Origin of the sequence: Curtobacterium sp. MCBD17_026, assembly GCF_003234895.2 — a bacterium.
Lineage (GTDB): Bacteria > Actinomycetota > Actinomycetes > Actinomycetales > Microbacteriaceae > Curtobacterium > Curtobacterium flaccumfaciens.
The window spans coordinates 2993763-3017996 of the sequence record NZ_CP126281.1 but is presented as its reverse complement, the minus strand read 5'-3'; the positions used below and the strand labels follow the sequence as shown (position 1 = coordinate 3017996).

Below are 24234 nucleotides of genomic sequence, written 5' to 3'. Positions count from 1 at the left end.
TTGGACGGAGGAATAGACCATGAACCCGCTCGTTCCGACAGCGCTCGACGGAGTGCTGATGACCGTGTCACTCGTCGCTCTGTTCCTCGCACTCGCAGCGTTCATCTCGCTGATGCGATCCGGGTCGACCTCCGGCCGTCGCTTGATCGCATGGACCCTCGTCGTCCTCTTCATCCCGATCATCGGGCCGGCAACGTGGTTCGTAGCACGGCGCCGCGAGCGGTCGACCGAAGTCAACGGTGATGGGTTCGGCTCGTAGTGGTCGGAGCCGTCGCGCGAGATTCACGGACGCCATCTGGACACTGGCGCGCGAGTCTTCGCGCGGCTGACGGCTGGCGAACGGTCCGTGAGTCCCGAGGGCCGTACGACACCGCCTCGATGCTCGAGTGGGGGAGCATCACGAAGGGACTCGTGGGCACGACGGCCTGGGTCACACTCGAGGTCGAGCGGCCGGTCGTGCACTACCTCCCCGGTGTGCCCGATGCCGAGATGACCGTTGCTGACCTCGTCCACCACACCTCCGGTCTGCCCCGGCTTCCGGCCATGATGCGCGACCGCCTCTTCGGCGACCCGTACCGAGTGTCTGTCGGGGTTCCTCTGGATTTGACGGCTGCGATACCGGCCACGCCCCGAGGCCAGTTCGTGTACTCGAACCTGGGGTACGCCCTCCTCGGTGCGGTACTCGACGAGGTACACGGCGACTGGTTCGCCGCTGTACGCCAGCACGTCCTCGAGCCGGCGGGGATCAGCTCGGCGGTCCTCGTGCCAGCTCCAGCAGACCGGGTGGTGCCGAAGCTCTTCGGTCGCGCGATCAAGCCGTGGGCGCTCGGAGAATCGTCGTTCGCGGCGGCAGGCGGCGTCTGGTCGACGTTCGACGATCTCTGTCGCTACGCCGATTGGGCGCTCGAACCCGGAGCAGGGCACTCCCGCGCGGTGAGCTGGCAGCGGGAAGGAGCATCGATCTGGATCAACGGAGAAGTGCGAGCGGGAGGAGCGGTCATCGCCAACGCGGCAGGGATCACCGCGGTGGTGCACACGCTCGCGAAGGCCCCACGCGCGGCCGACGCGATCGCCACGGCGCTCATCGAGCGGGAAGCGCGGGAGACATGCAACGGCTGATGAACGAACCGATGGCCAACGCCCGCGGCCGACGCAGGCGAGCGGGGATCTTCGCTGCCGTCGTTGCCGCGTTCCCCGTCGTCGTCGAGGTTGCGCTCACCAGCGCCTGGTGGGATCGACTACCCGAACGGATCGCCACGACGTTCGGCCCCGACGGCAGCCCGAGCGGGTACGGAACACCGTTGGGAACCGCGATCCTGCTCGCGGCGATACAGGCGCTGTGCCTCGTGGCGGCGGTCGGCTCCGCTTTTGCTCGAGATCGGCGCAGAGGTCGCATCTCGTGCGCGGTCACCGCAGGGTTCGTCGCGGCTCTCGCGATGAGCTGGCTGATCATCGTGGGATTGGCGTCTTCGACGTTGAGTCCTACTGCTTGGTGGCTTCTCGCGGCGGCGCCCGCATGGGCCGTTGTTCCGTACTGGCTGCTTCCCCGACGAGGGACTGAAAGCGGATCGCTGAGGCAGTCACCGGGGTCGAGGGACGGTAAAGGGCGAGGGCGTTACAAACGCAACCTCGCAGCCGGACGGCAGCCGTGCCTCCAGGCCGGGTCGAGAGCCGCGCACGCGGCGGACGCAACACGAACGGCGGCTCTCTTCCGATCGGAAGAGAGCCGCCGTGGTGTTTCGCGGCGATCAGCGGGCCGACGGCACCGCCACGCGAGCGAGCTCGGCCCGCACGATGTCCGCACCAGCGGACAGCGCGCCGAGCTTGTTCAGCGCCGCACCCCGCGCCAGGGGCGCCATCCCGCAGTTGGAGCTCGGGATGAGCTTGTCGGCATCGACGAACTCGAGCGCCCGACGCAGCACCTCCGCGACCTCCTCCGGCGTCTCCACGGTCTCGGTCGCGACGTCGATCGCCCCGAGCATGACCTTCTTGCCGCGGATCAGCTCGACGAGTTCGAGGGGGACGTGGGAGTGGATGCACTCGAGCGAGACGATGTCGATGGACGACTGCTGCAGGAGCGGGAAGGACTGCTCGTACTGCCGCCACTCCGCCCCGAGCGTCTCCTTCCACTTGTTGTTCGCCTCGATGCCGTAGCCGTAACAGATGTGCACGGCGGTCTCGGCGCGCAGGCCCTCGGCTGCGCGTTCGAGCGCGGCCACGCCCCAGTCCTGCACCTCGTCGTGGAAGACGGTGAAGGCGGGCTCGTCGAACTGGATGATGTCGACGCCGGCGGCTTCGAGCTCGCGAGCTTCCTGGTTGAGGATCGTGGCGAACTCCCACGCCAGCTTCTCACGGCTCTTGTAGTGCTGGTCGGAGAGCGTGTCGATCATCGTCATCGGGCCGGGGAGCGCCCACTTGATCGGCCGGTCGGTCTGTGCGCGCAGGAAGCGAGCGTCGTCCACGAACACGGGCGCCCGGCGGCTCACGGCACCGACCACGGTCGGGACGGCCGCGTCGTAGCGGTCGCGGATGCGGACGGTCTCCTTGCGCTCGAGGTCGACGCCGTCCAGGTGCTCGATGAACGTCGTGACGAAGTGCTGGCGGGTCTGCTCGCCGTCACTGACGATGTCGATGCCACGGCGCTCCTGCTCGTGGACGGCGGAGCGGAGTGCGTCCTGCTTGCCCTCGGTGAGCGCTGCCCCCTGCAGGTTCCAGGGGGACCAGAGCTGTCCGGGCTCGGCGAGCCAGGACGGTTTCGGCAGGCTGCCGACGATCGAGGTGGGGAGGAGAGAGCGCATGGGAGTGACGATCCAGTCAGTCGAAGGGCAGAGGAATTCAGCGCGCGAGGGCGGGGTCAGCCCACCGAGCGAGGAGTGCGTGGTGCGGCCGCACCAGGTGCTCCTCGGTCCACCGGCCCTGCGTGATCCCGAGGCGGCTGCGCTCCTCGCGGTCGTAGGTCACCGGGGTGGGCGTGAAGTCGGTGTGGTCGAGGGTGGGGCGGTAGGTGCTGCCGGCCGGGGTGTTCGCGGCGTAGACCTCCGGGCGGTAGATCTTCTGGAAGGTCTCCATGGTGGCGATCGTGCCGATGAGCTGGAGGTCCGTGTAGTCGCCGGTCAGGTCGCCGCGCGTGTAGAACGCGAGCGGGGCAGCCGCTCCGGCGGGCTGGAAGTACCGGACCCGCATGCCCATCCGGCCGAAGTAGTCGTCGGTGAGCGAGGAGTGCTCGTGCTCGTACTCGGCGCCGAGCACCGGGTGGACGTAGCCGTTCCGGCGGTAGGTCTGGCTCGTCGAGACGCTGATGCACACGACGGGCTCGGCATCGAACTGCGAACGGAAGGCGTCGGACTCCAGGAAGCGCTGGAAGAGCGCCCCGTGCAGCTGTCCGAAGTCGGACGGGATGCCGGACGACGCCGAGGGCAGCAGGACGGAGAAGTCGTAGTCGCGCAGGTACGACGAGAAGTTGTTGCCGAGGATTCCCTGGTGGCGCTCGCCGGTGTGCTGGTCGAGGATCGTGACGTCGAGCATCTCGAGCAGCGGGAACTCCGCGTCCGACCCGCTGTCTGAGAACTCCAGCGCCACCGAGACGATGTCGAGCTGCAGACGGTAGCGGTCGTGCGCCGCGGCCAGCTCGTTCGCGCGCCCGTCGATCATCGTGAGCGCAGCACGGAGGTTCTCCTGACGGTGCTCGCCACGCGCCAGGTTGGCGAAGTTCGTGGTCAGCCGGGAGCTGTCGGCGGGGGAGTAGTCCTCGTCGAACCGGGTCCTGGTGATGCTGAAGGTGAGGTCGTTCGCCATGGTCGGCAATCTGTTCGTCGAGCGGCCCGTGGGCACGGTGGGAAGGATGAATCGATCATGCGGGAATGTTGAGCCATCAGGTAATACCGAGACGCTATGCACGGGTATAGCCTCGTCCTATGGCCCGGGTCTCGAACGACATCACCCTGCAGCAGCTCCGGTACTTCATCGAGGTGGCGACGGAGGGCTCGATCAGCGCAGCGGCCGATCTGCTCTACGTGTCGCAGCCGACGATGTCCGCGGCGATGAAGGACCTCGAGACGCGGATCGGGCGCCCGCTCTTCACCCGATCGGCCAGGGGCGTCGTGCTCACCGTCGACGGCGTCGAGTTCCTCGGGTACGCCCGACAGGTCGTCGAGCAGGTCTCCCTGCTCGAGCAGCGGTACGTCGGCGGCCAGCGGTCGCGTCGGCTGCTCGGGGTGTCCGCCCAGCACTACTCGTTCGCGGTGGAGGCCTTCGTCCGGATGGTCGAGGCCGCGGCTGCGGACGAGTACGAGTTCTCGCTGCGCGAGACGCGCACCTGGGACATCATCGAGGACGTCCGCACCCTGCGCAGTGAGGTGGGCATCCTCTACCGCAACGACTTCAACAAGCAGGTGCTCGGCAAGTTGCTGCGCGACGCCGGTGTCGTGTTCACACCGCTGTTCGTCGCACAGCCGCACATCTTCGTGGCCAAGCGGAACCCGCTCGCGTCGCGGGAGCGTGCGACCCTCGAGGACCTCGCCGACCTGCCTCGGCTCACCTTCGACCAGGGTGCGAACAACTCCTTCTACCTGGCGGAGGAGATCCTGTCGACGATGTCGAGCAAGCGGGAGATCCGTGTCTCGGACCGGGCGACGATCTTCAACCTCATGATCGGCCTGGGTGGCTACACGATCTCGACCGGGCTCATCAGCGACGACCTCGACCCCGAGATCGTCGCCATCCCCCTCGACGTCGACGAGCGCATCGAGATCGGCTGGATCGCCCACGCCTCGGTTCCCCTCACCGTGCAGGCGCAGACGTACCTGGACGAGTTGCGTGCGGTGGTCACCAGCTATGGCGTCGAGCCGCTCGGGTAGGCAGGCGGCGGGTCCGGCGGTTCCAGCGATCGGCCTGGAGGCGCGACATGCGTCCGTCGGGAGGCTGCGGTCCCGAGCATCGCCGTCACGTGCGGCGCGCTCCACCACAGGAGCGCGTCAGCAGGTGAATCCTTCAGGTCCTCACCCCAGATCGCGACGACGGCGCCCGACATCGGAGCCGCGAGAAGCGAACCGGAGTCGCTGTCCCAAGCCCGGAGTGACCAGTTCTCGCGGAGATCGGCGACGTGTACTCGCTGTCCGCCGGGTCGAGGTCGGTCGGCACCTCGTAGAGGTAGTACGAGTCGTAGTTGAGCAGGTCGATCCCGGCCTGCTGCAGGTCGACCGCACTCGCCCGCCGCGCTCGGCGTTCGCGCCGCTCCGCTGCGTCCTCGGTGTCGCCGTCGAAGCTCCAGTACGTGACGTGGATGCGCGGATCGAGTCGCCCGACCGCAACCCGATCGATCCCGTCGTTCCAGGCCCGGACTTCGCGGTTGCCGAGCGTGACCGCCATCGCGTTCATCCAGGCGACGCGTTGGGCGGCGGTGACGTCGTCGCCCCATTCATCACCGCCGATGTGCACGGTGCGGCTGGAGGGGAAGGTCCGCTGCACCTCTGATCCCGTTCTGGGTCAGTTCTCCAACCGCAGCTTGTCCGGCATACCGTCGGAGCACTTCGAAGTGGCAGAAATCTGATAATTGCCGGGATAGGCGTTGAAGCTCACCGAAGTCACCGGACCGCCTCGACCACGAACTCCGGGCACCGGATAGGCGCCTCCGCTCTGGTACTCCTCGACCTCGATGCCAAGGTCCTGCCAGTGCTTGCTCACCAACCGTATGTCGCTGTCCGCATCGGCCCCCGCGGTGTCCGCGCGCTTGATGACGTACACGAAGGCGGTCCCTGTCGCGCCACCCTGCTGCTCACACTCTCGAACGCCTGGACCGCTCACGTGCTCCCAAGTCCCGCCTGCTGCCGTGGAGGAATCTTCGACGAAGTCGACCACGGATTGCTTCGCTTCTGATGGTTGCATGCCGGGTTCTCCAGGATCATTGCTGCAGCTGGACAGGAAAAGCACGGAGCACCCAAGGGTCATCGCGATAGCGATCGACCTGTTGCGCTGGGAGCGCCTCGTCGTCACGGTTGCCCCTGCATCTGCTCGAGCACGCTCTTCTCGTACCACGTCATTCCTTTGGGCTCGTGACGGGTCATTGCCTCGGGATGCCCCGTGGTGGCCTGACCAATGTTGTACAGCGATTCCGTGTCGGTATCGAGGTAGCCGCGGTGATCGTCCGTGAGGACGTTGTGATCATCCACGGAGTGCTTCTTGCCATCTCCCGGAACGCCGTCGGTGCCGAACGCGGTCGCGCCGAATGCAGGAGCGTTGGGATCTTGACCGTGCGTCGGACTCAGTCTGCCGGTCTGTGCCCAGCGGTCGCCGCGGCCGGGCTCGATGGCCCAGATGTTCTGGGCTTGACCCGTGGCCCGCGAGTCGGCCTGTGCCCCGGATCTGACGGCTCGGGGCGTGCGGACGACAGTGGTGGAGTCACTTGGGTGTACGTGAAGCAGCGCGAGGGCGCGGCCGACCCGAGGGACGATCTCCGGAAAGTCGAGGCGCTGTGGAAGAGCCTCGGCATGACGACCGAGCGGTATCGGAGCGGCGGCGACGATCCTGATCTCGGGGTCCGGGGCCGCGGTGGTCCGATCGAGACGATCGACTTCCTCGCTTCCACAGTGGGTGGCTACAGCATCGACGCTGAATCGCAATGTGCCGACGGCCATTACGGAGAGATGACGGGGAGCGGCTCGACCAGCTGATCAGGGGCTCATCAACGGACCTCCGCTCGACCACAGCTCGTGCGCAATCCTCCGGCTGCTGCATGTTCGAGATGACCGTGTCCTGCGCGAAGGGCACGCTGTCCGTGTGGTCAGTCGGAAGAAGCGGGCGGCAGGTCGATGGCAGGCTCCCTCGGCCGCAACCCGAGCTCGGCAGCAGCCGTGAGGTACGCGCAGTACACCTCGCCGTACCGAGCGGTCGCGCGATCCGCACGAGCGACGTCCGTCGGGCGCTCGACGTTCGTCTCGTACCCGATCGTCCGGCGCTCCGCTGCCTCGTCACCGACCGCTACGGACCACCGCCAGATGTCGGAACTCGACGCAGTCGGCGGCGCATGCTGCAGCACCTCGTCCGGTACTGGGATCACTCGACGGTCGGGGGCGGCGCTGCGGAAGAAGGCGAAGAGCATCGCGGGAACGGCGACGACGCCTCCACCGAGGACCACGCCGGTGAGTCGGGCAATGATTGGCTCGTCTCCGGGCAGCAGCGGCGGCGCGACCACGAAGCCGAACGCGCCGCCTGCCATGTACCCAATCGCGAAGGCCGCCAAGGCGGACGCTGTTGCGAGCCGGGCCTGACGGCGCACGCCAGCGGGGTCGTGGAGTCGGCGCCACCGAGACGCGGTGTCGGCAGCGGGGCCGTCGCGGTCGACGTGCACGCGGCCGTCGGGGGCCCGGAAGAAGGGTGAGTCTGCACGCTCCGGATCGATCACGGGATTCCGTCAGCCCTGGTCATCGCCCCTGTGGTCAGCATCCGAAGTCCGGGCCCTGGTGAGTCTGCCCCTTGGCCAAGGAGCATCCGGCCAACGACCCGCGCAAGCGTGGCTCCGAACACGCAGACGAGCGCCGGCGTCCACCTCGTGATGCGTCGAGCGCGATGCTTCTGCGAGTTCACACCCTCAATCTACGGCGTGACGCCGCCAGCTTCCGCTGCTATGTTTGCGCGCACAACAAATCCGGGACGACGATGTCGGAGGACGCGCGATGACGCACGCAACAGAGCACCGCTTCGGTCAGACGACCCTGACGATCGTCGATGTCGAAGGCAATCCGATCCCCGATGCCGACATCACGGTCGAGCAGACCCGCCACGCCTTCGCCTTCGGCAACATCGGCTTCGACTTCATCGGACTCGCCAATGGCGAAGCAACCGGCGAAGCAGGCACCGAGCACCTCGCCGACCTCTACACCGACGTCTTCAACACCGCGACGCTCCCGTTCTACTGGGGCCGCTTCGAGCCCGAGCGCGGAGCCCCGGACACCGCCAGGCTCCTGACGACGGCGCAGTGGTTCCGCGACCGGGGCATCGCCCTCAAGGGTCACCCGCTCGTCTGGCACACCGTGCAGCCCGATTGGCTGCTGGGGCTCCCGCTGGACGAGGTCGAGCAGCTCCAACGCGAGCGCATCCGCCGCGAGGTCTCCTCCTTCGCCGGCGCGATCGACACCTGGGATGCCATCAACGAGGTCGTCATCATGCCGGTGTTCGACAACGGCGACAACGCCATCACCCCGCTCGCCCGGGCGAAGGGCCGCATCCCGATGATCCGGATGGCCTTCGACGAGGCCCGCGCCGCCAACCCGCACGCCACCCTGCTGCTCAACGACTTCGACCTGTCGAGCGCGTACGAGTGCCTGATCGAGGGCGTGCTGGAGGCCGGTGTGCAGATCGACGCCATCGGGTTGCAGACCCACATGCACCAGGGCTACTGGGGTGAGGACACGATGCTCGCGATGGTCGACCGGTTCGCCCGCTACGGCCTGCCGCTGCACCTGACCGAGACCTCGCTCGTCTCCGGTGACCTCATGCCCGCGCACATCGTCGACCTCAACGACCACCAGGTGGCCTCGTGGCCGTCGACGCCCGAGGGCGAGGCGCGCCAGGCCGACGATGTCGAACGGCACTACCGGAGTCTCGTGGGGCACCCTTCCGTCGAGGCGATCACCTACTGGGGCATCACCGACGCCGGCGCCTGGCTCGGCGCCCCGATCGGACTCGTCCGCGCCGACGGCACCCCGAAGCCGTCGTACGACGCGCTCCGCCACCTGGTCAAGGAGGAGTGGTGGCTCGGTCCGACGGTGCTGCGGACCGACGACCGCGGTCGGGTGCAGATCCGGGGTTTCCGCGGCGACTACCGCGTCGACGCGCGTGGCACGTCCACGGCGTTCGCCGTCACCGACGTGCCCACGCAGGTGCAGATCGTCGCGTGACCATCTGACGGCCTGGAGGCCCGGTGCGGCCCCGCCCCGCGCCTCCAGCCCGTCACCTGGTCGCGCGTCCTGCCGCCACCACGCCCCAGAGGGCTCCACCGACGAGGATCGCGGCGCACGCGACGAACGCGGGAACGTCGTCGGCGCGTCCGAGTGCGATGGAGACCAGGCTCACGACCACCGCCGCGCCGCCGGCGATGCTCGTCGGGACGATCGCTGCTCCGTGGCCGAGGACCCAGCTCTCGTCGCTCCGCATGGTCGCCCGGGTGCGGATGCCCACGAGCCCGTTCCGGCCGATGATGCCCCGCGCCGGCAGTGCGACGAAGACGATGGTCAGGACGGCGGCGGCCATCTCGATCGCGATCACGTGGTCTCCTTCTGAGTTGGTCGTCGCGCTCGCGTGTGCAGTGAGCCTGAGCTCGGAGCGCGTCAGTCCAAACCTGCCGGTATCCGGTGAAATACGCAAGCGGCAGCGGAGTCCACTACCGCCGCACGTACCGGTGCTCCGGCCGTCCCGCAGCCCCGTACCGCAACTGCATCGCCACGGTCCCGTCCGCCGTGAGCTGCGCCAGGTACCGCTGCGCCGTCGCTCGTGACACCCCGATCGCCGCAGCCACCTCGGCGGCGGATCGTTCCTCACCAGCGACGAGCTGCTCGAGCACCAGCGCCGCGGTGGCCGCCCGGGACGGCGACGCTCCACCGCTGTCGCCGGCGTGCAGGATCCGGAACGCCCGCTCGACGGCCTCCTGGTCGAGGGTCGACCGCTCGTCGAGCACGTTCCGCGACCGTGCGTACGCCTGCAGCCGCTCGGCCAGCACCCCGGCCGTGAACGGTTTGATCAGGTAGGCGAGCGCCCCGCTGCGCATCGCCCGACGCACGGTGCCGGAGTCCGAGGCGGCGCTCAGCACGAAGGCGTCGGTGTCGATCGACCGCAGCAGGTCGAGGCCGCTGCCGTCGGGCAGGTACACGTCGACGAGCACCAGGTCCACGGTCCCGCTCGACAGCGCGGCGCGGGCGGCTGCGAGGGTCCCGACGGGTTCGAGTGCCCGGAACCCCGGTACCTCGTCGACCTGCCGCCGGTGCAGGTCGGCGACGTGGAAGTCGTCGTCGACCACCAGCACGGTGAAGACGGAACTCACGACACCACTCCTTCCAGTCGGGCGCAGAAGACCGCGCCGTGGTCGTCACCGCCGGGGGAGGCGAGCCACACGTCACCGCCGTGCCGCCGGGCGATCTCCCGCGACAACGGCAGTCCGATCCCGAGCCCGTGCACCTGCGAGACGTCCTCCGACGCAGGAGCAGCCGCCGGCCCGCGGACGAACAACGAGTCCGCGGCGTCGGCCGGTACCCCCGGCCCGGAGTCCATCACCGACAGGTGCAGGGTCGTGCCGTCGTCGAGCACCTCGACCTCCACCCACGGGGATCCGCCGTCCCGCGACCGCTCGTCCCCGTCGAGGGCCGCCGACACCGCGTTGTCCACCAGGTTGCCGAGCACGGTCGTCACGTCGCCCGGTTCGGTGATCGTCCCCTGCACGAGCGTCTCCGCCCCGATCCGCAGCAGCACGCCCCGCTCCGCGGCCTCGACGCCCTTCGCCCCGAGGAACGCCTGCAGGTACGGCTCGGTCAACCGGTCGGCGTGCTGCACCGGGTAGCGCAGCGGCCCGCGCTCCTGCACGTCCGCCAGGTACGCCCGCGCTCGCGCGGTCTGGCCGATGTCGAGCAGGCCCGAGATCGCGTGCAGCCGGTTCGCGAACTCGTGGCGCTGCGCGCGGAGCGCCGTGCTCATCGCCCCGACGGCGTCGAGCCGCCGGGTCAGGGCCTCGACGTCGGTGCGGTCGCGCAGGACCGCGACCCGGCCCAGGTCGCGTCCGTCCCGGAACACGGTGCGGACGTCGACGAGCAGCACCCGGTGCCCGGCGACGATCGTGGCGCTCGCCGAAGCGGCCGGAGCCGCGGGGGACGCGGCGAGCATCGACCCGAGCGGTGCGGGCAGGTCGAGCGACGTCACGGGTCGACCGATCGGGTCCACCAGCCCGAGCAGCTGCAGGGCTTCGGGGTTGCAGACGGTGACGACCCCCGATGGCCCGATCGCGATGACCCCTTCACCGACGCCGCCGAGCACGGCCTGCTGGTTCTGCACGAGCGTCACGAGCTCCTCCGGTTGCAGCCCGAGCGTCAGCCGCACCAGCCGCCGCCGGATCAGCACCGAGGCGATCACCGCGAGCAGGACCGCCGCCAGCCCGGCACCGACCACCGGCATGCTGTCCTCGACCAGGGTGTCGTAGACGCGTGCCCGGTTGAACCCGACGCTCACCTCGCCGACGACGGGGGACTGCCGGGAGGCCCGCCTCGCCTCCGCCCCGCCGGCTGCGGGCGCGGAGACGGGCACCTTCGCCCGCGCCGACTCACCGAGCGTGCCGCGCGCCCAGGACACGGTCTCGCGACCGGCGAGTGCGGCGTCGGGGGAGGTGCTCACCATCTCGCCGATCCGGTCGACGTCGGGGTGGGCCAACCGGATGCCCCGGTCGTCGGTGACCACGACGAAGAGTGCCCCGGTCCGGCGCTGGGCCGCGACGGCCGCACGCTGGACGGGTCCGTCGGCGAGGACCGCGGGGTCGAGGTCGGTGCCGTCGACGCTCAGCCGGGCGACCGCGGCCCGGACGTCGGACTGCGCGGCGACGCTCTGTGCGATCGCGAGGGCGGTCCCCTCGGCAGCGCGCTCGAGCCGGGTGACCTCGATCCGGACGAACACGGCGCTGGTCAGGGCGACGACGGCGACGACCACGGCGAGCTGCAGCACGAGCACCTCGGTGGCGAAGCGGAGCCTGGGGCGCCGTGAACGGTCGTCGGTCACGACCCCAGCGTACGGAGGGCGAGCGGACGTGCCTGCGCACAATGCGCAGAAAGCGGTCAACGCGCGATGGTGCGCCAATGTGCAGAAGAGCGCCGCGCCTCCAGGCCGGGTCGTAGCGTGCCCGGACTGCCAGACACGGACGAAGGAGTCCTGATGCTCGTCATCCTCGGGTACGCGATGGTCCTGACCTTCATGGTCCTGATCATGACCAAGCGCATGTCGCCCATGCTCGCGCTGATCATCGTGCCGACCGTGTTCGGACTGTTCGCGGGGGCGGGTCTGGGACTCGGCGACATGGTGACCGAGGCGATCGGCACGCTGGCACCGACGGCCGCACTCCTGATGTTCGCGATCATGTACTTCGGGCTGATGATCGACGTCGGCCTGTTCGACCCGCTCGTCAGGTTCATCCTGCGGGTGACCGGCAACGACCCGGCGAAGATCGTGCTCGGGACGGCCCTGCTGGCCGGCGCAGTGTCGCTCGACGGAGACGGCTCGACGACGTTCATCGTGGTCACGGCGGCGATGCTGCCGATCTACCTGAAGCTCGGCATGAGCCCGGTCGTGATGACGTGTGTGGCCGGGCTGACGAACGGCACGCTCAACATCGTGCCGTGGGGCGGTCCCACCGCCCGTGCCGCCGCCGCGCTGAAGATCGACCCGACGGACATCTTCGTGCCCCTCGTGCCGTCGCTCGTGGTGGGGCTGCTGCTGTGCTTCACGTTCGCGTGGACGATGGGCCTGCGGGAGCGCAAGCGCCTCGGGCTGATCGAGTTCACCGAGGCCACACGGGGCGCACGGGTGCCGGAGCGGGCGAACGCCCGAGCGGGGTCACGGGTGCTCGCGGCGGTCGGCGGGACCGGCGGCGGGATGTTCACCAGCCCCACGGTGGCGCTCGGACTGCGCGGCGGCAAGGCCGACGGTCGGCGTGCGGACGGCGATGGCGTGGACGCCGTCGGGTCGGGGGACGAGAGCACGGGCACCGGCACCATGGCCGAGACGATGCTCGACCCGAACCGTCCGACGCTGCGGCCGAAGCGCATCTGGTTCAACCTGGCGCTGACCGTCGCCGTGATGGTGGCGCTCGTGCTGGGGCTCCTGCCGCTGCACTTCGTGTTCATGATCGGCACGGCGATCGCCCTGCTCGTGAACTTCCCGCAGCTCAAGCAGCAGACCGCGCAGATCGTCGCGCACGCCCCGAGCATCGTCGGTGTCGTGTCGATGGTGTTCGCCGCCGGGGTGCTGATCGGGGTGCTCGACGGCACCGGGATGGTCGCGGCGATGGCCGACTGGCTCGTCGCGGTGATCCCGGACTCGATGGGCCCGTACCTGGCGGGCATCACCGGTGTGCTGAGCATGCCGCTGACGTTCTTCATGAGCAACGACGCGTTCTACTTCGGGATCCTGCCGGTGCTGTCCGAGAGCGCCGCGGCGTACGGGATCACGCCGGCCGAGATGGCGCGGGCCTCGGTGGTCGGGCAGCCGGTGCACATGCAGAGCCCGCTCGTCCCCGCGATCCTGCTGCTGGTGTCGCTGGCGAACGTGAACCTCGGCGACCACCACAAGAAGGTGCTGTGGCGGGCCGCCGTGGTGGCCATGGCGATGCTCGTGGTGGCGATCGTGGTGCGGGTCATCCCGTTCGGATGAGCCGGCGGACGGTGCCGGTCCGGCGCGCGCCGGGCCGGCACCGGGCCGGGCGGCTCAGGCGGCGTCGAGCTCCCGCGTCAGAGCAGCGACGAAGTCGTCGATGTCCTGCTCCGAGGTGTCGTACGCGCACATCCACCGCACCTCGTTGCGGCTGGCGTCCCAGTCGTAGAACCGGAAGTGCTTCCGCAGCCGCTCGGCCACCCCGGCGGGCAGGGTCGCGAACACGCCGTTCGCCTGGGTCTGCTGGCTGAAGCCGACACCCCGGATGCTGCCGTCGGCGATGCCGGCCTCGAGTGCACCGCGCAGTCGGGCGGCCATGGCGTTGGCGTGCCCGGCGGAGCGCAGGTACAGGTCGTCGCTGAGCAGGGCGATGAGCTGCGCGGAGACGAACCGCATCTTCGACGAGAGCTGCATGTTCATCTTGCGCAGGTAGTGCAACCCCTCCGACGCCGAGGGGTTCAGCACGACGATCGCCTCGCCGTAGAGCATGCCGTTCTTCGTGCCGCCGAAGCTCAGCACGTCGACACCGGCGTCGGTGGTGAAGTCGCGCAGGGGCACCCCGAGGGATGCTGCAGCGTTGGAGATTCGGGCGCCGTCCATGTGCAGCTTCATGCCGAGCGAGTGGACGTGGTCAGCGATCGTCCGCACCTCGTCCACCGTGTAGGCGGTGCCGAGTTCGGTGGTCTGCGTGATCGACACGACGAGCGGCTGGGCGCGGTGCTCGTCGCCCCAGCCCCAGGCCTCGCGGTCGATGAGTTCGGGGGTGAGCTTGCCGTCGGGTGCCTCGACCGGCAGCAGCTTGATGCCGGCGACGCGCTCGGGCGCTCCGGCTTCGTCGGTGTGGATGTGCGCGGTCGCGGTGCACACGACCGCTCCCCACCGCGGCAGCATCGACTGCAGGCCGACGACGTTCGCGCCGGTGCCGTTGAACACCGGGAACGCCTCGGCCTGCGACCCGAAGTGGTCCCGGATCACCTCGTTGAGACGTGCCGTGTAGACGTCCTCGCCGTAGGCGATCTGGTGGCCGTCGTTGGCCGCGGCGATGGCGGAGAGGATCTCGGGGTGGACGCCGGCGTAGTTGTCCGAGGCGAAGCCCCGCAGGTCCAGGTCGTGCAGTCGGAGGGTCACTCGTTCATCCTAGGTTCGAGGGATCGGGCGCCGTGAGCGGGATGCGGGCGCCGTTGACGCCGGCCGGTGGGGTGTCCCAGAGCCGGACGACCTCGGCGCCGAGCTGCGCTTCGAGGCCGGACAGCGCGCCGACGACGAACACGGCGGCCGCCGCGGTCTCCGGCGCCTCCTTCCGGAACCCCTGCGCGACGGCACGGACCCAGGCGTCGGACGCGGCCTTCGCCGCCGCGTAGTTCGCGGCGCCGGCGGTGGGGGAGTCGACCGCGGTGGACGACACGAACGCGAGCCGTCCGGCAGGGGACGCCACCAGGTCGTCGTGGAACACACGGGTCGTGTTCCGCAGGGTCCGGAAGGCACGGTCGAAGAAGTCCCAGTCCGCGTCGGACTGACCGACGATGCTGCCACCGCCGCGCCACCCGCCGACCAGGTGGACCAGTCCGTCGACGCGGCCGACGTCCGCGTGGACGTCGTCGGCCAACGCGCTGACCGCACCGAGGTCCGACAGGTCGCACGTGCGGGTCGTGACGCCCGGGACGGACGCACGCAGGGCCTCCAGGGCGTCGGGTCTGGTGCCGACCGCGACGACGGCCGCACCGGCGGCGGTGAGTGCGCGCGCGACGGCCGCGCCGCTGGCACTGGTCGCACCGGCGATCAGTACCAGGCGACCGGCCACCGAGGCGTCGGTCACGCGGCGGCCTCGCCGACGAGCTCGGCGTCCGTGGTGCCGGTGATGCCGGCCGTGGACGCGATGACGGTCGCCATCTTCTTGTCGAGGGCCTCGTAGAACATCGACAGCGGGAACTCGTCGTCGAGCACCGCGTCGGTGTAACCGCGCGGCGGTCCGGCGAGCGTCTCCTCGGGCAGGCCACGCGCCCACTTCGACGCCGGGTGCGGCGTGAGCGTGCGTGTCAGCATCTCGTACGCGGCAAGCCAGTGCGCCGACTTCGGCCGGTCGATGGAGCGTCGGTAGAGCTCGTTGATCTCGTCACTCAGGGTGATGATCACGTCCGGTACCTCGGGCCAGTCGATCGTCAGCTGCGTGTCCGTCCAGTGCAGGACGCCGTGCTGGTGCATCCAGGCGAACAGCAGCTGGCCGCCGAGTCCGTCGTAGTTGCGGACGCGGCTGCCGGTGATCGCGAAGCGGAAGATGCGGTCGAAGACGACCGCGTACTGCACCAGGCGCGCGTGGTCGCGGATGGCGCGCTGCGCATCCTGGAGGCCCGCGTCGGGTCCGGCGGACAGCTCGCGTTCCAGACGCACGGACTCGCGGAACGCGGTCAGGTCGCAGCGGAGCTCCTCGAGCGAGTAGAGGAAGAACGGCATCCGCTGCTTGATCATGAACGGGTCGAAGGGCAGGTCCCCGCGCATGTGCGAGCGGTCGTGGATGATGTCCCACATCACGAAGACCCGCTCGGTCAGCTGCTGGTCGTCGAGCATCGCAGCGGCCTCGGCCGGCAGCTCGAGCTTGGTGACGTCGGCGGCGGCACGGACGACCCGGCGGTAGCGGGCGGCCTCGCGGTCCTGGAAGATCGCGCCCCACGTGAACGCGGGGATCGAGCGCATCGCGACGGTCTCGGGGAACAGCACCGCCGAGTTCGTGTCGTACCCCGGGGTGAAGTCGACGAACCGCAGCGCGACGAACAACGCGTTGCCGTGGTCGCCGGCCTCGAGCTCGGCGATGAACTCCGGCCAGATGACCTCGACCAGGACCGCCTCGACGAACCGCGAGGTGCTGCCGTTCTGCGTGACCATCGGGAACACGACGAGGTGGCCGAGCCCGTCGACGCGGTGCTGCTGCGGCTGGAACGCGGTGAGGGAGTCGAGGAAGTCGGGGATCCCGAAGCCCTGCTCCTGCCAGCGAGCGAAGTCGTGCTGCAGCACCTGCAGGAACGCGGCGTCGTGCGGGAAGTGCGGCGCCAGCTCGGCGACGGCCGGCACGATCACCGCGACGTGACCGGCGGCAGCGGCATGGTCCGACGGTTCGGGGACGGAGCCGTCCCGCGTCTGCAGGGCCTGCAGGCCGACGACTGCACGCTTGAGCCGGAGCCAGGCGGGGTGGGCGGCGATCTCGCGCACCGACAGGTGGTCCTCGACGACCTCGGGCTCTCCGACGATGGCGTCCTGCGAGATCTTCTGGACGAACTGGGACATGTCGAACCTCCCGTCATTGGGGTCGGCCGCGGATCTGCGGACGAGTGGTGCGCGTTACCGGATCGTCTCGAGCCTAGGGAAGTTCGGGGGACGCAAAGTTGCCCATCTCCGGTGGAATCGTGCGTCGTCACGATGCTCGCGCGTGGATCCGACTGCTGCGCACACGGAACCGTCGCCAGTCGTGCGTGGGCGGTCAGCGAGGTCGGAGTCAGCGGCGCTGGGCGGTTCACCCGGAGTCGATGTCCCCACGGGTCGCCGAGTCGATGTGCTCACGCTTGGTGACGGCATCGATCGCTTCGCTCACCGTCGAGTCCGGATGGGTCTCACGCCAGCTCCGGACCTGTGCCGGGTCTGGTGCTGACCCCGGGGGGATCGGCGTACTCCCGACGATGCTCGGAGCGAAGGCGGCGTAGGTGATCGTCGCGAGCGCTGCCAAACACGCGTAGAGCAGATCGAGCGAGAGCCAGGCGCCGACCGTCGACACGATCCCGAAGAGCACGATGAAGGCCGGCGCCCGGCGCCTCATCGGAAGCACCCTCGCTTCACTGCCGCGATGCCGAGGAGCTCAGCCCCCAGCGCAGCCGCAGCCCCGCCGAGGGCCCGGATCTTCTCCCAGCTGAAGGACGCGCCCCACATGATCCGGACTGCCTTCGTGACGCCGCCGAGCGAGTTGATCAAACGCTTGATCCTCACTTCTTTCAGTCTCTTTTCCTGGGTGTTGGCCCGGTGTGGGCCGCCGAGAGATGCATCACCGCGGTTCTGCGCGGAGCTGTCGGAACCACCCGAGCGCGAGTGGAATCGCGGTCCAAACGACGAACGACGTCATTGCGGGGCCGACGCCGACGCGGGTTTCCGAGGCGATCGTCCAGTCAAGACCAGGCGCCGCGAGCCACGACGCGAAGGCGTATGGATTCAGCCAGTTGAGGAGGGCTGGTGTGAACGCGAGGCCGATCGTGAGGAACAACGGACCGAACACAGCGATGACGAGTGCGGGCGCTGTTCGTAGCACCAGGCCCGCCACAGCCGTCGCGGTGAGCGTCGCGGCGATCGTCGTCGCGAGCATCTCCCAGAACTGCCGGAGTACCGCGATGTCGAAGACAGAAGCGGCTGAGGTGGGCCGTGTGACGGCAAAGACCACGGCAGCGAGGAGATGGATGACGACGAGCGTCGAGACGCCGAGGATCAAGACCGCGACGTAGCGGGCGCCGAGGATCCGCTGGCGTCGTGGCGTGATCGAGAACGTCGTCAACGCCGCACGCGTGGTCCATTCGGCCGTGAACGCCATGACAGCCAGGAGACCCATGAGCAGGGGAAGAGCCACGCTGAGTCCCGCCACGAAAGCGACGAACGTCTTCGTTTCCCACCCGATAAGGAAGGACAGCACCACTCCGCTGACAGCTGCGACTGCGAATGCCCATCGGGGACCGCGTGTGTCGAGAGCGCGTCGCATCTCGACGAGCACCAAACGGATCACACCATCCTCCCCTCGTACTCCGTGGCGGTGAGGGATGCCAGGTACGCGTCGAGCCGGATGTTCTCGCTCCTGAGCTCGAGGAGCGCGATTCGTGCATCCCGCGCAGCACGACCGACCTCCTCTGGTGCAAGGTCCACGAGCAAGCCTGCTCCCGTGGGGAAGGGATGGCTGCCGACGCGTCGGAGTGCCTCCTCAAAGCGCGGAAGATCTTCAGCGACGACGAAGGTGCGTCCGGCTTGTGTCCGAAGATCATCGAGTCGGGTTTCATCCACGATCCGTCCGCGGGAGATCACCACCAGGCGGTCGGCGGTCCGTTCCACTGCCGCGAGTTGATGAGTGGAGACGAGGACTGTTCCTCCCTGCTCCGCGAAGTGGAGCAGCAGGTTGTCGAGCCAACGCATTCCTTCGGGATCCAGGCCGTTGGACGGTTCGTCCAGCACGAGGGCACGTGGGTGCCCGAGTAGCGCGTGCGCCAAACCGAGTCGCTGACGCATGCCAAGGGAGAGTTTCCCGACTCGTCGGGCGGCAACCTCTGACAGGCCAACCATCTCGAGACACTGATCGACCCTTTGGAAGGGCTCGCCGATCGTGAAAGCTGTGAGCCGAAGAGTTTCGCGGACGGATCGACCTGGGTGGAAGGCTGACGCGTCCAGCAGGCAACCGAGGAAGCGGGCCGGATCGGAGAGCTGTTGGAGTTCCTGCCCGTTCACGAACGCGGCTCCGACATCGGCTCGGGTGATTCCGGTGAGGATCTTCAAGGCGGTGGACTTGCCGGCGCCGTTCGGCCCACAGAACGCTGTGATCGTCCCCTCGGGACAGGAGAAGGAGACGTCATCGAGCGCGATGCGTTTGCCGTAGGTCTTACCGACCCGACGGAGTTCGATCGGATCGGTCACGACATCAGCTGATCGAGCAGAAGTGCTGCCCCGATCGCTCCGACGCAGACCAAGAAGGCGGCGGGTGCCACCTTGCTCCTCGGTTCGACGATGCCAGCAAAGCCCGCTGCGCTGAGGCCGGCCGCTCCGGCCGCCACCGAGAGCGGCCACCCGGCGGCAACGAGGACGACACAGGTGGCCCCGAGCAGGACGGCCATCGCTGCGAGTCCAGCGCTGAGCAGTGGTCGTATACGAGATTTCCTTGCAGCCACAACCCCTCCTTACGTTGGGGCTTCGAAGGGGTGGTGCAGCCACCACCCCTTCAAAGCTGGGTCAGTTGAAGTACTTCCAGATGTCCCAGGCCGTGATGAGCGTGCTGACCGTCCCTACGGCAGCCTTGATTGCGGGCCACGCAGTGCGCTGGAAGGTTGCGAACGACTTCTTGACACCGTCCGAAAGCTTCTTCCACAGCGCGGGGACCTTCTTCAACGCATTGATCGCAGTGCGGATGAGCGATATCCAGCTCCGCTCGGTCTCGCCGACACGATCGGATGACCCCGCCGGTGCTGCGGTGTTGGAGAGGGGCCGCGCCCAAGCGGGGGCACCGGTCGCGGCCGCGCTGCGAGTGGTTGTCGGGCCGTGGGTCGGTGCGCTGCTCGACGCGGAGACCGGCGTCGATGCCGGGGCCACCGCAGCCGTCGCGGGCACGGATGTGCCGAGGACAGCTGCTGCCGTGACGCAGGCTACGACTCCTGTCGACGCTGCCCAGCTCCGCCGCTTGCGCTGATACATGATTGCTCCTTCGCGATCCGTACGTGCCGGTCCTGGTCGACCGGCAGGCTGTACGGGCAGCACGCTACCAACGTTTCAACCGCTGATGTGCGAAGTCTTGAAATATTACGAACGCGCTCATCGATCGGTACGGTGGTGGCCATGGCCCGATTCACGCCCCCAGCCGCCGACGCGATGCGCGCCCGGCTCCTGCTCGCCGCGCGGGACGAGTTCGCCGCGGTCGGACTGGCCGCCGGCAGGGTCGAACGGATCGGTGCCGCAGCGTCGAGCAACAAGGCACAGGTCTTCCACTACTTCGGCAGCAAGGAGGGGCTCTTCGACGCGCTCGTCGCCGACACCGTGACCGAGACGTTCGCCGAGGCACCGCTCGACACCGCCGACCTCGCCGCCTGGGCCGGCCGGGTGCACGACTCGTACGTCCGTCGCCCCTGGGCACAGCGGCTCGCGACGTGGCACCGGCTCGAGCGCGCCGACGTCCCGCTCGAATCCGTCGCGACGAGCTACGCCGACGCGGTGGCCGAGGTCGAGCACGCCCAGCGTGCCGGGGTCCTGCCGCGGGCGTTCCGGCCGGCGGTGCTGCTCGGACTCGTCCTGCACACCGCCGCGTTCTGGAGCGCGACCGCTCCGGAGTACGAGCCGCTGGTGCAGGCCGTGACGCCGCCACGGCGTCGCCAGGTCGTGGTCGACGCGGTCACGGCGCTGGTCGGCGGGAAGTCCTGACCGAGGGGACCGCAGGGACCAGCGTGAGCGTGCTCGGACCGAGCGTGCGGGACGGAGCCGCGCCGGGCCTCCTGGCCGTCCCTCAGTCGGCTGCGCCGGCGGCGACCCGCAGCGTCCGCTCCGCATCGTCGAGGTAGTCGGCGAGCAGCGCCGAGGCGGCGTCCTGGTCGCCACCGCGCAACGCGGACACGATCGCGTCGTTCCGGTCGACGAAGTCGGCGTGGAACGACGCCGGGTCGTCGGCGGTCAGGAAGGCGAGTCGCATCTCGGCGAGCAGCCCGTCCATCAGGGCGTGGATCCGTTCGCTCGGCACCGCGCGCACGAGCTCGGCGTGGAAGCGGATGTCGGCGGTGCCGACCGCGCCCCAGTCGCCCGCGGACGCTGCTGCCCGGGCGTCGGCGACCGCTGCGGCGGCCTCGGCGAGTGCCGGTGCGTCGGGGGTGCAGGCACGGACGGCCGCCTCCTCGAGCACCCGCCGAGCCGCGTAGAGATCGGCGACGTCGGCAGCGGAGAGTCGTCGGACGAACACCCCGCGGTTGAACACGTGCTCGACAAGGCGGTCGCGGGCGAGCAGTCGGAAGGCCTCGCGCAGGGTGTTCCGTGACACCCCGAGCTGGTCGCTCAACCGTTCCTCGGACAGCTGCGCCCCGGGGGAGAACCCACCCGACGCGATCATCGTGCGCAACCGCGTGGCCGTGGAGTCAGCGCCGCCGACGGTTCGGGTCATGGCACCGATCCTGGCACGGGTGGCGTTTGTGAAGGGCGTGTTACAGAGCGGAACCGGCTCTTGCGATTGTTGAACAATGCGGTCCAGACTGTCCCGCATGTTCGTCCTCATCGGCGTCGCCGTCGTCATCGTCGGCTTCGCGCTGCGCATCAACGCGCTCCTCGTCGTCACGGTCGCGGGCATCGTGACCGCGGCCATCGGCGGGATCGGTCCCGTCGGCATCCTCGACGCGTTCGGCAACGGGTTCGCCTCGAGTCGTTCCGTCACGACCTTCGCGCTCGTCCTGCCCGTCATCGGCCTGATCGAGCGCTACGGCCTGCAGGACCAGGCGAAGCGTCTGATCGCGAAGCTCGACAAGCTCACGACGGGTCGTCTGCTCGCGGGCTACCTGGTGATCCGCCAGGTCACCGCGGCGGTCGGCCTGACCAGCATCGGTGGCCCGGCGCAGACCGTGCGCCCGCTGGTGTACCCGATGGCCGAGGGTGCGGCGACCAAGAAGTACGGGCGGATCGACGACCGGATGCGCGAGAAGATCAAGGGCTACTCGGCCTCGTCCGACACCGTCGGCGTGTTCTTCGGCGAGGACGTCTTCGTCGCGGTCGGTTCGATCCTGCTCATCACGACGTTCGTCGACTCGACCTACGGGCTGTCGCTCGAACCGATCGACCTGGCCCTGTGGGCGATCCCGACGGGCATCGCGGCGCTCATCGTGCACGGCGGACGCCTGCTGCTGTTCGACCGCCGACTCGACAAGATGGCGGCGGACGCCCGTGCCGACGCCCCGACCCTGGGGGCAGCAGCGTGATCACCAGCGAATGGCTCTACTGGCTCATCGGCGCGTTCTTCATCGCCGTCGCCGTCCTGATCGTCACCGACACCGCGCACGCGAAGCGCCTGGGCAACGCGGCGTTCTGGGGCATCCTGGGCCTGTCGTTCTTCTACGGCACCTTCGTCGCCGCCGGCACCGTGCCGGCCTGGACGCTCGGGATCGCCGTCCTCGTCATGGTCGCGCTCGCCGGACTCGGCTTCACGGGCACGACGAGCCGCACCCGGGTCGCGAGCATCCCCGGCGCGGGCACGGGTGCCGAGACCGGCCCCGCCGAGCCCACCGGGGTGACGCAGAAGATCACGAACGCCGGAAGCGGCAGCGGCAGCGTGCTGGCCACCACCAGCCCGGACGAGCGCGCCGCGTTCGCGACGAAGTACGGCAACCGGCTCTTCATCCCGGCCCTCGTGGTGCCGGTGGTCGCCGTGCTGGTCGCGACGCTCGGCCCGCTCGTCTCGTTCGGTGGCGAACCGCTCCTCGCCGAGGGCAGCGCGACCCTGACCGGCCTGGGCATCGGTTCGGTGCTCGCCGTCGTCGTGGCCGTGTTCGTCCTGCGCCCGCCGAAGATCGCCACTCCGATCCGCGAGGGCGGTCGCCTGCTGCAGGCGATCGGCTGGGCGGCGCTGCTGCCGCAGATGCTCTCGACGCTCGGCATCGTCTTCACCCAGGCGGGGGTCGGTGACGCCGTCGGCACGATCATCAAGTCGGTGCTGCCCGACGGCTCGCTGCTCGCCGCCGTGGTCATCTACTGCCTGGGCATGGCCCTGTTCACGATCATCATGGGCAACGCCTTCGCCGCCTTCCCGATCATGACGGCCGCGATCGGCTGGCCCGTCCTGGTGCAGGGCTTCGACGGCAACCCCGCCGCGATCTTCGCGATCGGCATGCTCTCCGGCTTCTGCGGCACGCTCGTCACCCCGATGGCGGCGAACTTCAACCTGGTGCCGGCCGCCCTGCTCGAGATGCGGGACAAGTACGGCCCGATCAAGGCGCAGATCCCCACCGCCGCCATCCTGCTCGTCGTCAACATGGGAGTCATGTACCTTGTCGCATTCTGATGCCGCCCCGATCGACCTGACCCGGGCCGCCTGGGCCGACCGCTTCGCGGCCGTCGCCGCGGACAACACGACCCGCGAGTACCCCTACGCCGCGCACCACGCGACGTCCGGACCGGACGACCGAGCCCTGCCCGTCGAGCTCCACCCCGCCTTCGCCACGTCGTACGACTGGCACTCGTCGGTGCACATGCACTGGCTCGCGGCGCGCCTGGTCGCGCACGGCCTGCCCACCGACCTGGAGGCCCGGCTCACCTCGATCCTGCAGGCGCACCTCACGACGGATCACCTCGCGACCGAGGCGGCCTACCTGCGTGAGACGCCGCACTACGAGCGCCCCTACGGCTGGGCCTGGCTCGCACGGCTCGCCGCCGAGGTGTCAGCGTCCGAGGCGCCCGCGGTCCGGGCGCTGGCACCGGGGTTCGCGCCCGTCGTCGACGTCCTCGAAGACCTGGTCGTCCGGTGGATCGACGGCGCCGCGCACCCGGTCCGGCACGGCGTGCACTCGAACTCGGCGTTCGGGTTGCTGCTCGTGCTCGAGGCCGCCCGGTCGCTCGACCGTCCGGCCCTGGCGGCTGCGGTCGAGGGGGCTGCGAAGGACTGGTTCGGCGCGGACGCCGGGTGGCCGTTCGCCTGGGAGCGGAGCGGGCACGACTTCCTGTCCGCGGGCCTCGCCGAAGCCGACCTGATGCGTGCGGTGCTTCCCGCCACGGAGTTCGCCACGTGGGCGCGCGGCTTCTTCGCCGCGGTGCAGCCGGGCGACGTGATCCTGCGGTCGACGGTGGTCCGTGACGAGAACGACCCGCAGCAGGTGCACCTGTTCGGGCTCGACCTGTCGCGGGCGGGCTCGGCCCGGCGCATCGCGGACGCACTCCGCGCCGGGGCCCCGGACGACACCGGGATCGCCGACCTGCTCGACGACGCGGCCGATCGGCTGCTGGCCTCCGGGCTCGCGGCGAGCGTGGGCGAGGAGTACTACTCCACCCACTGGCTGGCGAGCTTCGCGTGGGATGCCATGGAGGCCCGGGAGCAAGCAGCCCGCTGATCGTTCGTCGGAAGGTCGGTCGTCTCCGGACACAACGAGGATCCGG

Annotated in this window: 28 protein-coding genes; 10 read left to right on the top strand and 18 right to left on the bottom strand. The window is 69.3% G+C overall.

Going from position 1 to position 24234, the window contains the following annotated elements:
* Positions 1 to 19: 19 nt before the first annotated feature.
* Both DEI85_RS14330 and DEI85_RS14325 read left to right on the top strand, forming a co-directional pair.
* Complete coding sequence (locus tag DEI85_RS14330) at positions 20 to 259, top strand: PLD nuclease N-terminal domain-containing protein (RefSeq protein WP_110861024.1); 240 nt, start codon at positions 20 to 22, stop codon at positions 257 to 259.
* Positions 259 to 1119, top strand: coding sequence for a serine hydrolase domain-containing protein (locus tag DEI85_RS14325; protein WP_258376227.1), 861 nt, complete (start codon positions 259 to 261; stop codon positions 1117 to 1119). The genes DEI85_RS14330 and DEI85_RS14325 overlap by 1 nt, the downstream gene beginning before the upstream one ends.
* A 629-nt stretch (positions 1120 to 1748) precedes the next feature.
* Here the strand turns inward: DEI85_RS14325 and DEI85_RS14320 are convergent.
* Both DEI85_RS14320 and DEI85_RS14315 read right to left on the bottom strand, forming a co-directional pair.
* A complete protein-coding gene (locus tag DEI85_RS14320) occupies positions 1749 to 2798 on the bottom strand; it encodes a methionine synthase (protein ID WP_111122838.1) in 1050 nt (349 codons plus the stop codon).
* Positions 2799 to 2835: 37 nt separating this feature from the next.
* A complete protein-coding gene (locus DEI85_RS14315; RefSeq protein WP_111122839.1) occupies positions 2836 to 3795 on the bottom strand; it encodes a putative oxygenase MesX in 960 nt (319 codons plus the stop codon).
* Between the two features lie 119 nt (positions 3796 to 3914).
* Here DEI85_RS14315 and DEI85_RS14310 point away from each other — a divergent pair, with 119 nt between their 5' ends.
* Entirely contained in the window at positions 3915 to 4856 is a 942-nt protein-coding gene (locus tag DEI85_RS14310; RefSeq protein ID WP_110861016.1) for a LysR family transcriptional regulator, read from the top strand.
* A gap of 133 nt (positions 4857 to 4989) precedes the next feature.
* Here the strand turns inward: DEI85_RS14310 and DEI85_RS14305 are convergent, their stop codons facing one another.
* The 4 genes from DEI85_RS14305 to DEI85_RS14290 all read right to left on the bottom strand — a co-directional run bounded on the left by DEI85_RS14305 (position 4990) and on the right by DEI85_RS14290 (position 7213).
* Entirely contained in the window at positions 4990 to 5466 is a 477-nt protein-coding gene (locus tag DEI85_RS14305; RefSeq protein ID WP_111090977.1) for a glycoside hydrolase family 20 protein, read from the bottom strand.
* A gap of 18 nt (positions 5467 to 5484) precedes the next feature.
* Positions 5485 to 5856 (bottom strand): hypothetical protein, encoded by a 372-nt coding sequence (locus DEI85_RS14300; RefSeq protein WP_111122840.1) that lies wholly within the window; start codon positions 5854 to 5856, stop codon positions 5485 to 5487.
* A gap of 131 nt (positions 5857 to 5987) precedes the next feature.
* Positions 5988 to 6632: a hypothetical protein gene (locus DEI85_RS14295; RefSeq protein ID WP_146248956.1), complete on the bottom strand. Its 645-nt coding sequence runs from the start codon at positions 6630 to 6632 to the stop codon at positions 5988 to 5990.
* A gap of 146 nt (positions 6633 to 6778) precedes the next feature.
* Positions 6779 to 7213 (bottom strand): hypothetical protein, encoded by a 435-nt coding sequence (locus DEI85_RS14290; RefSeq protein ID WP_146244748.1) that lies wholly within the window; start codon positions 7211 to 7213, stop codon positions 6779 to 6781.
* Between the two features lie 457 nt (positions 7214 to 7670).
* Here DEI85_RS14290 and DEI85_RS14285 point away from each other — a divergent pair, with 457 nt between their 5' ends.
* Positions 7671 to 8894, top strand: a complete 1224-nt coding sequence (locus DEI85_RS14285) for an endo-1,4-beta-xylanase (RefSeq protein WP_111122843.1) — start codon at positions 7671 to 7673, stop codon at positions 8892 to 8894.
* A gap of 52 nt (positions 8895 to 8946) precedes the next feature.
* Here DEI85_RS14285 and DEI85_RS14280 read toward each other — a convergent pair whose 3' ends face one another.
* The 3 genes from DEI85_RS14280 to DEI85_RS14270 all read right to left on the bottom strand — a co-directional run bounded on the left by DEI85_RS14280 (position 8947) and on the right by DEI85_RS14270 (position 11748).
* Positions 8947 to 9261 carry an SdpI family protein gene (locus DEI85_RS14280; RefSeq protein WP_111122844.1) on the bottom strand — a complete coding sequence of 105 codons (315 nt, stop codon included), beginning with the start codon at positions 9259 to 9261 and terminating at the stop codon, positions 8947 to 8949.
* 115 nt (positions 9262 to 9376) lie between these two features.
* Positions 9377 to 10033, bottom strand: coding sequence for a response regulator (locus DEI85_RS14275; RefSeq protein ID WP_111122845.1), 657 nt, complete (start codon positions 10031 to 10033; stop codon positions 9377 to 9379).
* Positions 10030 to 11748, bottom strand: coding sequence for a sensor histidine kinase (locus tag DEI85_RS14270; RefSeq protein WP_111122846.1), 1719 nt, complete (start codon positions 11746 to 11748; stop codon positions 10030 to 10032). Before DEI85_RS14270 ends, DEI85_RS14275 begins: the two co-directional genes overlap by 4 nt.
* A gap of 153 nt (positions 11749 to 11901) precedes the next feature.
* Here DEI85_RS14270 and DEI85_RS14265 point away from each other — a divergent pair, with 153 nt between their 5' ends.
* On the top strand, positions 11902 to 13395 hold the full coding sequence (locus DEI85_RS14265; protein ID WP_110860998.1) for a CitMHS family transporter: 1494 nt from the start codon (positions 11902 to 11904) through the stop codon (positions 13393 to 13395).
* A gap of 54 nt (positions 13396 to 13449) precedes the next feature.
* Here DEI85_RS14265 and DEI85_RS14260 read toward each other — a convergent pair whose 3' ends face one another.
* From DEI85_RS14260 to DEI85_RS14225, 8 genes are all read right to left on the bottom strand, one after another.
* The gene (locus DEI85_RS14260) at positions 13450 to 14523 is read right to left on the bottom strand and encodes a threonine aldolase family protein (RefSeq protein WP_110860996.1); all 1074 of its coding nucleotides are present in this window, start codon (positions 14521 to 14523) and stop codon (positions 13450 to 13452) included.
* 4 nt (positions 14524 to 14527) lie between these two features.
* Complete coding sequence (locus DEI85_RS14255) at positions 14528 to 15211, bottom strand: SDR family NAD(P)-dependent oxidoreductase (RefSeq protein ID WP_111122847.1); 684 nt, start codon at positions 15209 to 15211, stop codon at positions 14528 to 14530.
* Complete coding sequence (locus DEI85_RS14250) at positions 15208 to 16674, bottom strand: DUF6421 family protein (protein WP_111122848.1); 1467 nt, start codon at positions 16672 to 16674, stop codon at positions 15208 to 15210. Before DEI85_RS14250 ends, DEI85_RS14255 begins: the two co-directional genes overlap by 4 nt.
* Positions 16675 to 16900: 226 nt before the next feature.
* Positions 16901 to 17200 carry a hypothetical protein gene (locus DEI85_RS14245; protein WP_111122849.1) on the bottom strand — a complete coding sequence of 100 codons (300 nt, stop codon included), beginning with the start codon at positions 17198 to 17200 and terminating at the stop codon, positions 16901 to 16903.
* Positions 17197 to 17367: a hypothetical protein gene (locus DEI85_RS14240; RefSeq protein ID WP_181435515.1), complete on the bottom strand. Its 171-nt coding sequence runs from the start codon at positions 17365 to 17367 to the stop codon at positions 17197 to 17199. Before DEI85_RS14240 ends, DEI85_RS14245 begins: the two co-directional genes overlap by 4 nt.
* A 55-nt stretch (positions 17368 to 17422) precedes the next feature.
* The gene (locus DEI85_RS14235; RefSeq protein WP_146244688.1) at positions 17423 to 17959 is read right to left on the bottom strand and encodes a hypothetical protein; all 537 of its coding nucleotides are present in this window, start codon (positions 17957 to 17959) and stop codon (positions 17423 to 17425) included.
* 185 nt (positions 17960 to 18144) lie between these two features.
* Positions 18145 to 19044 carry an ATP-binding cassette domain-containing protein gene (locus DEI85_RS14230; RefSeq protein WP_258369892.1) on the bottom strand — a complete coding sequence of 300 codons (900 nt, stop codon included), beginning with the start codon at positions 19042 to 19044 and terminating at the stop codon, positions 18145 to 18147.
* Complete coding sequence (locus tag DEI85_RS14225; RefSeq protein ID WP_110860986.1) at positions 19041 to 19241, bottom strand: hypothetical protein; 201 nt, start codon at positions 19239 to 19241, stop codon at positions 19041 to 19043. Before DEI85_RS14225 ends, DEI85_RS14230 begins: the two co-directional genes overlap by 4 nt.
* A gap of 119 nt (positions 19242 to 19360) precedes the next feature.
* On the opposite strand from DEI85_RS14225, the gene DEI85_RS14220 reads away from it, so the two are divergent.
* Together DEI85_RS14220 and DEI85_RS14215 are read left to right on the top strand one after the other, a co-directional pair.
* Positions 19361 to 19810, top strand: coding sequence for a hypothetical protein (locus tag DEI85_RS14220; RefSeq protein ID WP_111192192.1), 450 nt, complete (start codon positions 19361 to 19363; stop codon positions 19808 to 19810).
* A 146-nt stretch (positions 19811 to 19956) separates the two neighbouring features.
* Complete coding sequence (locus tag DEI85_RS14215; RefSeq protein ID WP_111122850.1) at positions 19957 to 20535, top strand: TetR/AcrR family transcriptional regulator; 579 nt, start codon at positions 19957 to 19959, stop codon at positions 20533 to 20535.
* A gap of 82 nt (positions 20536 to 20617) precedes the next feature.
* Here the strand turns inward: DEI85_RS14215 and DEI85_RS14210 are convergent, their stop codons facing one another.
* Positions 20618 to 21262, bottom strand: a complete 645-nt coding sequence (locus DEI85_RS14210; RefSeq protein ID WP_181436278.1) for a GntR family transcriptional regulator — start codon at positions 21260 to 21262, stop codon at positions 20618 to 20620.
* Positions 21263 to 21359: 97 nt separating this feature from the next.
* Between DEI85_RS14210 and DEI85_RS14205 the strand changes: the two genes are divergently transcribed.
* From DEI85_RS14205 to DEI85_RS14195, 3 genes are read left to right on the top strand one after another with little or no spacing between them, the layout of a single operon-like run.
* Entirely contained in the window at positions 21360 to 22067 is a 708-nt protein-coding gene (locus DEI85_RS14205) for a DUF969 domain-containing protein (RefSeq protein ID WP_027465970.1), read from the top strand.
* Positions 22064 to 23146: a DUF979 domain-containing protein gene (locus DEI85_RS14200; protein WP_111122852.1), complete on the top strand. Its 1083-nt coding sequence runs from the start codon at positions 22064 to 22066 to the stop codon at positions 23144 to 23146. The genes DEI85_RS14205 and DEI85_RS14200 overlap by 4 nt, the downstream gene beginning before the upstream one ends.
* A complete protein-coding gene (locus tag DEI85_RS14195) occupies positions 23133 to 24188 on the top strand; it encodes a DUF2891 family protein (protein WP_258376228.1) in 1056 nt (351 codons plus the stop codon). Before DEI85_RS14200 ends, DEI85_RS14195 begins: the two co-directional genes overlap by 14 nt.
* Positions 24189 to 24234 lie beyond the last annotated feature (46 nt).